The organism is Staphylococcus sp. NWU MK-U1 (assembly GCF_033283505.1).
GTDB classification, from domain to species: Bacteria; Bacillota; Bacilli; order Staphylococcales; family Staphylococcaceae; genus Staphylococcus; species Staphylococcus haemolyticus.
Genome location: NZ_JAVSMG010000004.1, coordinates 174,453 through 186,188, shown reverse-complemented (window position 1 = coordinate 186,188; position 11,736 = coordinate 174,453). Strand labels below are relative to the sequence as shown.

The following is an 11,736-nucleotide window of genomic DNA, read 5'->3' as shown; positions in this document are numbered from 1 at the left end:
AAACATTACAATGTTTATTTCGAACAATTGTAACCATTAGCTACGCTTTATTTATTAATAGCTTATTTTTTCATTAATCCAGATTTATTTAGCTCTTCCAACATATCTAAACGTGTTTTACCACTTAAGAACCCAGCAACTTGTTGTGACCATGTTTCTTGACGTTTTCCATTCGTGCGTTCTTTATAATACTCACTGATTTTCTCATCATATTTCTGAATAGCTTCTCTTTGTTCTTTAGCATTGCTATTATAAACGTTTTTATGGAATACATGCTCAAACGGTAAACGTGGCTTAGGTGCACCATTTTCATCATCTGCTGGCTCGCCAACAGCCATTCCAAATAATGGAAAAGCATATTCAGGTAAATCTAAAATTTCTTTAACACGCGCAACATCATTTCGTAGTGAACCTAAGTAAACAATACCATAACCCATATCTTCAGCAGCTAAAGCAACATTTTCAGAAACTAATGCCACATCAATAGCCCCTACCAATAATCCTTCTGCCGATTCAAAAGACGTTTGCATATCAAAGTCTACATTTTCATTTATTAAATTATGACGATAATAATCTAAAACAAATACAAATAAATAGCCATTATCGACAACATATGGCTGTCCTGATACTTCTTTCAATTGTTTTTTAATTTCAGGATCATCTACACCTATAATTGAGTATGTTTGCAAGTAACTAGACGTTGATGCGCTTTGCCCTGCTTCTACTAACTTTTGAACTATTTCATCACTTAGTGCTTTATCTTTAAATTGTCTCACTGAGTGGTGTTTTTTTATCAAATCGTAAACATAGTCTGACATGGTATCTACTCCTTCAAGTCTATTTATTACATCGTAACAATTTATATTTCATTTTGCTTTTATAAAGGTTTAACTATCTTCCGTAAAACATTTGCATGATAATAATTTTATAGTTATCATAATAGTAACAATTTTCAGATATTTAAGGAGAGATATCATGAGTGAAGCAAACAAAGAAGTATCAAACGCCTTATTTCAAGCATACATTTCAAAAGAACCTATCGAATTTGTAAGCAAAACATATAATCTAACTGAACCAGAAGCTTACAAAACACAAGATGATCTTATCCATCAAATTCAAGCCGAGAAGAATGTACCTATTAAAGGTTATAAAGTTAGTATGACGAGTGCTGCAACTCAAGCAATTGCTAACACTAATGAACCAGCATACGGCACTATTTTATCTCATCAAGTCGTAGAAAATGGTCATGGTGTGTCTCTTACAACGTTATTTGCACCACTATTGGAGCCTGAAATTATTTTCGAATTAACTGCGGATTTACCTGAAGATGCTGATACACAAACGATATTAGAAAGCGTAAAAGTCGCACCAGGCATCGAAATTCCAGATGCACGTTATAAAGATTGGTTCCCAAATTTCACTTTAGGTGATTTAATTTCTGATAATACAGCTACTGGACTTATTGTGGTTGGTGAACGTATCACACCTCTTGATTACGAGGCATTTGCTGATATTAATTTAAAGTTATTCAAAGATGATAACCAAATTGAAACGGGTCACTCTAGTGAAGTGCTTGGCAATCCAATTGAAGCAGTCAAATGGTTAAACAAAAAATTACATTCTCATGGTAAATCATTAAAAAGAGGACAATTTATTTCTTCTGGAACCTTCATTTCTCCTTTAAATTTAGAAGAAGGTACTTATACTGCTGACTATGATAGAGTAGGATCTGTCACAGTTAAAGTGATTGATTAACTGACTATTTAAGCTATAAAGAACTAACCCATACATTAGCCATAGTTGAACGGGATATGAAATCTTCATAATTAATGTTGATTTCTATTCCGTTTTTTTAATTATTCATATTATTTATTATCAAAAACATATGTTTAGTTGAGAATGGAAAAGGTTAACTGATATTCAGAAGCACTTTTAAAATAACATTTCCAAAATAAACACTAAAACTTTAACACATATTTACTTTCTCAACATATGATTCAAAAAACCTATTTGAACAATGTTAAATCAACATTTCAATGGTTATAAGTGCATTAAGTTGACGAATAAGAAATAGCATGTAATAATAATATTTAAGAAATTAGAATTATTATAAACAAGCAATAATTATTATGTAGTTCTAATTAATATCCATGATAATCAGGAGGAATTTAAGTTATGTCATTAATCAATAAAGAAATTCTACCATTCACAGCGCAAGCTTATGATCCTAAAAAAGACGAATTCAAAGAAGTAAGCCAAGATGATTTAAAAGGTTCTTGGAGCGTAGTATGTTTCTACCCAGCTGACTTCTCATTCGTATGCCCAACTGAATTAGAAGATTTACAAAACCAATATGATAAATTACAAGACTTAGGTGTAAATGTATTCTCAGTATCAACTGATACTCATTTCGTACACAAAGCTTGGCATGATCATTCAGATGCAATCAGTAAAATCCAATATCAAATGATCGGTGACCCTTCTCAAACAATCACTCGTAATTTTGATGTATTAGATGAAGAAGCTGGTTTAGCTCAACGTGGTACTTTCATCATTGATCCAGACGGCGTTGTTCAAGCAGCTGAAATTAATGCAGATGGTATTGGCCGTGACGCAAGCACATTAGTAAATAAAATCAAAGCCGCTCAATATGTACGTCAACATCCAGGTGAAGTATGCCCAGCTAAATGGGAAGAAGGTTCTGAATCATTACAACCAGGATTAGACTTAGTAGGTAAAATTTAAGGAGGCATTAAAGAATGCTTAATGCTGATTTAAAACAACAATTACAACAACTTTTAGGACTAATGGAAGGCGATGTAGAATTCAGAGCTAGTATCGGTTCTGACGACAAATCTAAAGAACTTAAAGAACTTTTAGATGAAATCGCTGAAATGTCTGAGCATATAACAATCGTAGAAAAAGAATTAAAACGTACACCAAGTTTCTCAGTCAGCAAACCTGATGAAGAAGCTGGCGTAACGTTTGCTGGAATTCCATTAGGTCATGAATTTAATTCACTTGTATTAGCAATTTTACAAGTAAGTGGTCGTGCACCTAAAGAGAAACAATCAATTATTGATCAAATTAAAGGTTTAGAAGGTAAATACAACTTTGAAACCTACGTTAGTTTGACATGTCAAAAATGCCCTGACGTTGTTCAAGCATTAAATCTAATGAGTGTTGTTAACCCTAATATCACTCATACAATGATTGATGGTTCTGTATTCCGTGAAGAATCAGAAGATATCATGGCTGTCCCAGCTGTATTCTTAGATGGTGAAGAATTTGGCAATGGACGTATGACTATTTCAGATATCTTAACTAAATTAGGCAGTACGCAAGATGCTTCTGAATTTGAAGGTAAAAATCCATACGATGTTTTAATCATCGGTGGTGGTCCAGCTAGTGGTAGTGCCGCAATTTATACGGCTCGTAAAGGACTACGTACAGGTATTATTGCTGACCGTATTGGTGGTCAAGTTAATGATACTGCTGGCATCGAAAACTTTATCACTGTAAAAGAAACAACAGGTTCTCAATTCTCAGCTAATTTAGCTGCTCATATTGAAGAATATGATATTGATACAATGACAGGCATCCGTGCTACTAATATCGAGAAGACAGACCAAGCTATTCGTGTAACACTTGAAAATAATGCAGTTTTAGAAACTAAAACCGCTATTATTTCAACAGGTGCAAGCTGGCGTAAACTTAACATTCCTGGTGAAGATCGCTTAATCAATAAAGGTGTTGCTTTCTGCCCTCACTGTGATGGTCCTTTATTTGAAAACAAAGACGTTGCAGTTATCGGCGGAGGAAACTCTGGTGTTGAAGCTGCTATCGACTTAGCAGGAATTGTTAAACATGTTACTTTATTTGAATATTCATCAGAACTTAAAGCAGACACAGTATTACAAGATCGTTTACGTTCACTATCAAACGTAGACATTCACACGAATACAAGAACTGCTGAAGTATTAGGTGAAGATCATGTAACTGGTATTAGTTACGAAGATTTAACTACTGGCGAAATGAAAGAATTAAGCTTAGATGGTATCTTCGTACAAATCGGACTAGTTCCAAACACAAGTTGGATTGGTGATGCAGTTGAACTAAATAACCGTGGCGAAGTTGTTATTGACCGTAATAACAACACAAACGTTCCAGGTATATTTGCTGCTGGTGACGTTACCGATCAGAAAAATAAACAAATTATTATTTCTATGGGTGCAGGTGCCAATGCGGCATTAAATGCATTTGATTATATCATTAGAAATTAATTACTATTTAAGGATAGGTGTAAGGTCTTTATGACCTTGCTTCTTATCCCTACAAACCACTTAACCTATTAAATATCTTCATATATAACAGAGACCCATGTAAGGGTCTCTGTTTTTTGTGTGACTTTCATATTATCTATGATAATCTAAACTTATGCAGATAAATAACATTGGAGGTCTTCTTTATGCATGAGTCGCTATCCCTAATTTCAGAGGAACAAACGAGTAACTTGAAGCAACTTGTAAATCCACCATCTTATTACAGCAAAGCCGATATGTTGTTTGAACTCGCTTCACAACCTAAAACATTAACGCGACTTTACAATGAGATGAGCCAAACTGAAAAAAATTACATTAGTACTTTTTTAAAAAATGGTGAGTCACTTATATTAATTAATAAGAGGAAATTAAAAAAGTTACCTATTTGTTATAAATATGGCATTGTTACATTTGTAAAAGAAGATACGTTCGTCGTAAATAATCTCATACTGACTATGTTGAACGAAGTGGTTTTAAACAAAAAGTACCCTGATTTTCCACCTAAAACCGTTAGAGAAGAAGATTATGTTATGAAACTTCATGGGCAATATACAGCAATTGAAAAGTATAAAAATGTTTCTCTTAAAGATGAGCTAGATGAATATAATTTAGAAAGTCTAAAAGATATTTGTCGCTCTTATGAAATTAAAGGCTTCTCTAATAAGAAAAAATCCTTAATTATTGATTTAATAACTGACGCGTTCTTCCAAGATTTTTCAATTTTAAAACAGGAACTCGCACAAATGCCCCATAGAATCCTAGATATTTTTGTAGATACATACAAAACTGGTAAAAATGTTAATACGAATTATGACTTCAATGCATTAAATGCATACTTAGGTATGGATTTCCAGGTCTTAGAAAGACATCTATTTATTTTAAGATTTGATATACGTAGTGAAGTTATTATCATACCACAGGATGTTATGAATCATTTTTCACAATATGTGAATGATATTGGTGGGTTAGATAATCTTTTGCCCGATTTACTGACTATTAATAACGACGTCCCCTTCTTAGATGAAGATGACTATATTGATGAAGAATCGAATCTTTTATTCGATTTCAATAGTGATCAGATTAACAAACTTATAGATATTGGCGTTGAGGACATCGATGAAAGTGACTTAGAAGAATTATTAAGCGATGAAATTCTAGATTCTACATTTACGAATAGTGTTAATAATTTGTTAAAAGAAGTACATGTTGAATATAAAATAAGCGAAATGAAGGATCAAAATAAAAGTGATAAAGAAATTACCTTATTTAGATTTTATACTGCAGCAACAAATTTATATGGTGTCGTGTCACTGCAATTCGTTTCAAAATTATTAAAACGATTATTAAACACATCAAAATCAATCAATGAAATTAAATTCCATATTCAATCTTTAAATATGCATCACTTCACAGTTATTAAGCAAGGGTATTTAGTCCATCCAGTAATGGCAAATTATATTGACCCAACTTATGTTGAATCATTAGACCTTGATTATTATGAACCAAAGACATTAAAAGAGTTACTTTCTTTCGATGTCCATGAATATTATAAAGCGGACAAAGTGATTAAAGAATTTAAAACGTTCATACAACACTACTTCACTACTGATGATAAAGAAGAGATACACACAGATATGACTATGTTATTCCATGAATTACGTTCATCTTCAGACTTAGATGAAGCGATTATGGCTATTGAAGTTATGATTGCAGGAGATATGCTGTACCCTATTCCCGAGGATAAACTAACCGAGCAAGTAGAACAGGTTTGGACTCATTTAAGACTTTGGTTCGCAAAAGGAAATACAATAGAAGAAATACAAAATATATAGATGGATAAATGCCACAAATTGTTCATAGATAATTGTGATTTTAAGCACTTAACATTCAATTATTTTTCAATAAATGATAATCTATTACTATGTAAAATTATAGTTGCGTTACTAATAAAGGAGATTTTAGAAACCTATGAAGAAAAGTTTAATAATAGGTCTCTTTTTATCATTATTACTAACATTAAGTGCTTGTGCACCTAAAGAGGATAATGATTCAACAGACCATCATAGTAATGGCGTTAATGCACCTAAAAATGCTAAGGCGTTGAAAGAGAGCGATATTTTCACTTCCGATAAAAAGAATCAAAAACTAACTGAAGATGAAATGAATAAAGCCATTAAAAAATATTTAGATGTAAATAGTGATATTTTAGATAATAAATATGTAATGCAAAGCCAAATTGACCGACAAAGTACAGGACAAACAAGAGTCACTGATAAACAAGCTAAAAAGCTCAGCAAATTATCAAACTTAGCTGTTAAAAATGATTTACATTTCAAAAAATTTGTTAAAAACAATACCTTACCTTCTGGGTATAAGGAAAACACTGAGCGTATTATTAATTATTTCCACGCCTTAAATAGCACAATCGCAGATGTAGATAAGAGCATTGAGCAGCTTAATTATGAACCACAAAATACAATTAACGTTGTCGATGTGCCTACACATTACGCAGGTGATGTAAATGGTAAACAACAAGATAAAATTCAAAAATTCCTAGACGATAAAAATATTAAATCTGACGTTTTAGATAAATAAAATATTGTGACTGACATACTTTTCTAGGCACATAAAAATCCAAACCGTTAAAATATGCGGTTTGGATTTTTGCGTGTTAATTAATTGTTATTATACATTTTATACTTCTAAAAAGTATGGTTTACAATTTTCGACATTGTAATCTAATGCTTCTTCTTCACCTATTACATTGAAATATGCAAATATACAACGAATAACTACTTGATGTGCTACGATTACAATTGTTTTATCGTCACTCATATTCATTTGTTCAAAGAATTGATGAACTCTATTATGTACATCTCTATAGCTTTCACCTTCAGGCGCTTTTTGAGTGAAACTATGACGAAAATCTTTATATTCAGGATCGTTAAAGTAACGATGATATTGTGCATCTTGCATTAACTTATCTTTATACTCTCCTTCAAATACTCCTAAAGAGCGTTCTCGAAGCAATGAAGTGATAGTAGAAGGTATGTCATAAGGAAAGATATAACGATAGGTTTCCTGTGTTCGAGTTAAATCAGATATATAAACATGATCAATATGTTTGTCTTTAAAGTAGCTTTCCAAATTTTTTGCGCCTTCAATACCTTTCTTGGTTAATGGCACATCTAATTGGCCACAGAAATAAGCTCGATTATGTTTATTATCATAATTTGATTGTGATTCTCCATGTCTCACTAAATATAATTTCATATACTACAATCCTTTACTGAAATTTAACTACTCTTGCTTAATAATAAATTAATTGATAATCCTATTAAAATAAAACCTACAGTATAATCAAATATAGCTTTTACTTTAGGCTGACTGAATAATAATTTAATATATTGAAATACAAATACACAGAATAAAAACCAAATTAAGATAACCATAATGACTGCTAAAGATAAAATGGCTACTTGTGATTTCACTTCAATGCCGCCAGTTGACAAAAATTGCGGTAAAACACTCACATAATAAAGTAACGCTTTAGGGTTCAAAATTGTGCTTAGAAAGCCTTGTCGATATGAGGTAAAACAACTCACATCATTGACTTTAATACCACCCGTATTAAAGTTCATCGACTGACGAGCTGAACGAATACTTTGTACGCCTAAATAAATCAGATAACAGGCACCTAGAATTTTTATAATCAAAAATACATAATATAAACTTGTAAGAATATATATAATTCCCAATACAGCTAACGATGTATAAATGATATGAGCAGAAGTAATACCTAAAGCTGCCATAGAACCATTTAGTTTGCCCGAATGGATTGTGTTTTTCATGACAATCAAAAAGTCTGGACCAGGCACAATGATAATAAGTAGCGTAATAGTAATAAACGTTATTATTCCATCCATATATACACCCTCTTCAATCAAATATTATAAAAATTATGCCATAACTTATATAAATATGTAAGTCTACGCGTAGTCTAAATATTAATAAGCACACAATCATTTTAAGTTTAATAAATAACTTAAATACAACTTTTTACAAATATTAGTACTAAACGAAATTTTTTAATATTTTAAGCACTTTTTATTGTCATTATGGTAGGTAACATGATAGTATTAGGGTGTAGTTAAATAATAACTACAAAGTCTTTTATATTCATGAACATAATACTCCTGGGTGACGCCTTAACCCGACGTCACCCTCTTTTTATGCCCAATTTTAACTACGTTTAAACTATAACCCCTCAAAAAGATAAGTGAAATGATAATCATTAACATTTAAGTAAAATTACTGTCATCATGCATTTTTACATGCTACATTATAACTAAGTAGTCACACTTATTGGGGGGGAACAATAATGGAATTACTAGGTTATAAAATGGTAAACGACGAACTCATGGCAACTGTTAAATCGGATCACGGACATGTATTTAGGTATTCATTTAATATTGAAACGCCTGAGTATGAAATTCTGGAAGTATTAGAAGAAGTTAATAAGCACGTTGATAATGGTAGACATCCACTAGGATGTGAGATTATAAAGAACTATGATTTTGAAGATATTCATAGCCATCAGGCCCTAATTAATTAAAATTTCATTAAACTAAAAAAGAGAGCTACTATTAAAGTAGCTCTCTTAATATTGCTATTATTTTCTAAGTGCTTTTAAAATTAAAGAAACAACGAAAATAACAATAATTGCACCGATTAGTGCTGGAATGATTGGTACGCCACCCCATACAGGTCCCCAAGTACCTAACAATTTACTACCTACAGCTGAACCGATTAAACCAGCGATGATGTTACCGATGATACCACCTGGGATATCTTTACCCATGATCATACCGGCAACCCAGCCGATTAATCCTCCGACTATTAACATAACAATAAAGCCCATATTCAGAACTCTCCTTACATCTTCTATTTTTGTATACTTCTTATATATACCACGCATCAACATGAATAAACATTAGTATATAATTTTATTATATTTTTATTTAAACTTATATCAAATCTCATTATAAAAATTATGGATAATTTATATATTCGTTTTACACTACTACAAATTCGACTTTCACTCTGAAATTCTGTAAAATTTTAATGCATTTTTATAAAAGATCTTCTCTTGTGTCTCTTCATCAAAATGCTTTTGAATTAACTCAATATCTTGTTCACTAAAAGGGCGCTTTGCTCGCGTGGAAGGTAAATCTGTACCAAACATAATGGCATCAGGATTAATGTCAATTAGTTCCTTAATGGCTGCAATAAGCTCAACTTCTATACGTCCAAATCCTGTTGCTTTAACATAAACACCTTGTTTGACTAATGCTTTTAAATCATCAAAACCGTCTGCGGTCAAGCCAAGATGATCGATTGATACTTTAGGTAGCGAACTTATAATTTCTTTATAGTCATTTAATTGTTTGGACTCAATATATATTTCAGAATGCCAGCCAACTAAATCATAGACTCTTTGCGCAAACGTCTTAATAAGCGCTATATCTTCAGACCCACCACGTTTAACATTAAATCGAATACCTCTAACTCCTTCATCATGTAATCGAAGAATTTCATCGTCAGATGTTGATGCAGGTAGCTGCGTTATCCCAACAAATTGTCCCTGAAGTTGATTTAAAGCCGATATTAAATAATCTTGGTCAAACCCTTGAAATGAGCCTGATACAATTGCACCACCAACAACATTTAATTGCTGAGTATGATTTAAATAGTCATTAACCTTAAATGATGGAGGCATATAGTCGTTATTTTTCTTCACCGGAAAATCATAATCAATGATACGAAAATGCGAATCAAATAGTTTCATTATAAATTTCCCCTTTATTTATATTTCTTGAAATAAAGATAACATAATTAATATTTATCAGCTAAAAGACTTGATAATTATTGTGAACAAGACTAGTATAGTTAAATAACTTAGGTTGTATATAAAAGACTCAAATTATTTACTTATAATTAATGAATTGGAAAGTAAGTAAAAATAATTTAAATTCAAACTTGTTTTTTAGGAGGTTATGTTTCATGAGTTCACATACACTTTTTAATTTAAGAACTAAACGAAATCTTGAAATTAACGAATTAACAGAATTAATTAATAAAAAATATGGTACACATTATGAACCCCATCAATTATGGGAATGGGAAAATCATCAACACGAACCTAAGTTTAAAGATGCAATGATTCTCGCAGACTTCTTTGACACACCTTATCAAATGTTAGTCGAAAGTAAATACAAAGAATATCAACAGCAAATTGACGATATCGATATTCGTTTATAATTTCTATTAAATGCCTGTCATACTATATATTTAGTGTATGACAGGCTTTTTTATCATATTTTTCGTTTTAAATAAAATTAATCACGATATAATGACTTGAATTTAAATTAATGTCATAAAATAAATTTAATAGCTATTGTATGTAATTTTTAATTTATGTATGATTGTAATAAGTGTTAACCAACTACAAGGAGGATATTTTAATGGCATTTAATGAAGAGCCACCAAATAATACCAATTCATCCCAAGAACAATCACAAGAAACCAATATACATAATCAAGATAAAAATGAAAATGTGAGTAATAATGAAAGTACTCAAAACGATGATTCCAATAGTTCTAATAAAGGGAAATATTGGCTTATTGGATGCGGCGCCGGTTGTGGCTGTCTAGTTATTTTAATTATATTAGTACTAGCAGCTTGTGTGATTTTTATGAAAGTCTCAGACTCAATTTCATCAAGTGATAGTGAAAATGCAACGCATGAATCCAAACAAGAAGGTAACTCTCGTAAAGCTGGCGGGAATGATAAAGAAGAAGCTTTGCAACGTGCTGAAACTTATGCTAAATCGATGTACATGTCTAAAAAAGGTATCTATAACCAATTGACTTCTAGTAGTGGTGATAAATTTAATTCTAGTACAGCTAAATATGCCGTTAATCATTTAAAAGATGTAGATTATAAGGAAAATGCGTTAAAAACTGCAGAAGAAAGTAGTGATAACTTACATTTTTCGAAAAAAGAACTAACTGATTATCTTAAAAATGATGAAAATTCAGGTCAATTTACTAGTGAACAAGTAGATTATGCAATGAAGCATGCAAAAATTGACTATAAGGAAAATGCATTAGAAACAGCAAAACATATCAGTGACCAATCTTATTCTTCAAAATCGCAACTTGAAGACGAACTTACGTCTAAAGATGGGCGTCAATTTACGAAAGATGAAGCAGATTACGCAATGAAACATTTGAAGACAGATTTTAAAAAGAATGCATTAAAAAATGCCCAACGATATATGCAAGACTCTATCGAATAAAAAAGTGAACTTTATAATAAGTTAGTAGAATACGACGATTTCACAGAAGATGA

General features: G+C 31.5%; 13 protein-coding genes. 8 read left to right on the top strand and 5 right to left on the bottom strand.

What is annotated here, in order from left to right:
- Positions 1-62 precede the first annotated feature (62 nt).
- On the bottom strand, positions 63-818 hold the full coding sequence (nfsA, locus tag SBL16_RS07855) for an oxygen-insensitive NADPH nitroreductase (protein WP_107612684.1): 756 nt from the start codon (positions 816-818) through the stop codon (positions 63-65).
- A gap of 157 nt (positions 819-975) precedes the next feature.
- Here nfsA and SBL16_RS07850 point away from each other — a divergent pair, with 157 nt between their 5' ends.
- The 5 genes from SBL16_RS07850 (at position 976) to SBL16_RS07830 (ending at position 6,917) form a co-directional block, all read left to right on the top strand.
- On the top strand, positions 976-1,755 hold the full coding sequence (locus SBL16_RS07850) for a 2-keto-4-pentenoate hydratase (RefSeq protein WP_317953566.1): 780 nt from the start codon (positions 976-978) through the stop codon (positions 1,753-1,755).
- Between the two features lie 420 nt (positions 1,756-2,175).
- Positions 2,176-2,745: an alkyl hydroperoxide reductase subunit C gene (ahpC, locus tag SBL16_RS07845; RefSeq protein ID WP_037538531.1), complete on the top strand. Its 570-nt coding sequence runs from the start codon at positions 2,176-2,178 to the stop codon at positions 2,743-2,745.
- 14 nt (positions 2,746-2,759) lie between these two features.
- Positions 2,760-4,283 carry an alkyl hydroperoxide reductase subunit F gene (gene ahpF, locus SBL16_RS07840; RefSeq protein ID WP_107612723.1) on the top strand — a complete coding sequence of 508 codons (1,524 nt, stop codon included), beginning with the start codon at positions 2,760-2,762 and terminating at the stop codon, positions 4,281-4,283.
- A 185-nt stretch (positions 4,284-4,468) separates the two neighbouring features.
- Complete coding sequence (locus SBL16_RS07835) at positions 4,469-6,154, top strand: hypothetical protein (RefSeq protein ID WP_107614296.1); 1,686 nt, start codon at positions 4,469-4,471, stop codon at positions 6,152-6,154.
- A 136-nt stretch (positions 6,155-6,290) separates the two neighbouring features.
- Positions 6,291-6,917, top strand: coding sequence for an NDxxF motif lipoprotein (locus SBL16_RS07830; RefSeq protein WP_107611900.1), 627 nt, complete (start codon positions 6,291-6,293; stop codon positions 6,915-6,917).
- A gap of 99 nt (positions 6,918-7,016) precedes the next feature.
- Here SBL16_RS07830 and SBL16_RS07825 read toward each other — a convergent pair whose 3' ends face one another.
- The gene (locus SBL16_RS07825; protein ID WP_037537786.1) at positions 7,017-7,595 is read right to left on the bottom strand and encodes a histidine phosphatase family protein; all 579 of its coding nucleotides are present in this window, start codon (positions 7,593-7,595) and stop codon (positions 7,017-7,019) included.
- Positions 7,596-7,618: 23 nt separating this feature from the next.
- Positions 7,619-8,248 carry a LysE family translocator gene (locus SBL16_RS07820; protein WP_107611901.1) on the bottom strand — a complete coding sequence of 210 codons (630 nt, stop codon included), beginning with the start codon at positions 8,246-8,248 and terminating at the stop codon, positions 7,619-7,621.
- A gap of 455 nt (positions 8,249-8,703) precedes the next feature.
- Here SBL16_RS07820 and SBL16_RS07815 point away from each other — a divergent pair, with 455 nt between their 5' ends.
- Complete coding sequence (locus SBL16_RS07815; RefSeq protein ID WP_107611902.1) at positions 8,704-8,937, top strand: hypothetical protein; 234 nt, start codon at positions 8,704-8,706, stop codon at positions 8,935-8,937.
- 57 nt (positions 8,938-8,994) lie between these two features.
- Here SBL16_RS07815 and SBL16_RS07810 read toward each other — a convergent pair whose 3' ends face one another.
- Positions 8,995-9,243, bottom strand: a complete 249-nt coding sequence (locus SBL16_RS07810; protein ID WP_011276862.1) for a GlsB/YeaQ/YmgE family stress response membrane protein — start codon at positions 9,241-9,243, stop codon at positions 8,995-8,997.
- A 177-nt stretch (positions 9,244-9,420) separates the two neighbouring features.
- Positions 9,421-10,170, bottom strand: a complete 750-nt coding sequence (locus SBL16_RS07805) for an amidohydrolase family protein (protein ID WP_107611903.1) — start codon at positions 10,168-10,170, stop codon at positions 9,421-9,423.
- A gap of 215 nt (positions 10,171-10,385) precedes the next feature.
- Between SBL16_RS07805 and SBL16_RS07800 the strand changes: the two genes are divergently transcribed.
- Positions 10,386-10,643 carry a hypothetical protein gene (locus tag SBL16_RS07800; protein ID WP_011276864.1) on the top strand — a complete coding sequence of 86 codons (258 nt, stop codon included), beginning with the start codon at positions 10,386-10,388 and terminating at the stop codon, positions 10,641-10,643.
- Positions 10,644-10,846: 203 nt separating this feature from the next.
- Positions 10,847-11,683 (top strand): Ltp family lipoprotein, encoded by an 837-nt coding sequence (locus SBL16_RS07795; protein ID WP_107611904.1) that lies wholly within the window; start codon positions 10,847-10,849, stop codon positions 11,681-11,683.
- Positions 11,684-11,736: the final 53 nt, after the last annotated feature.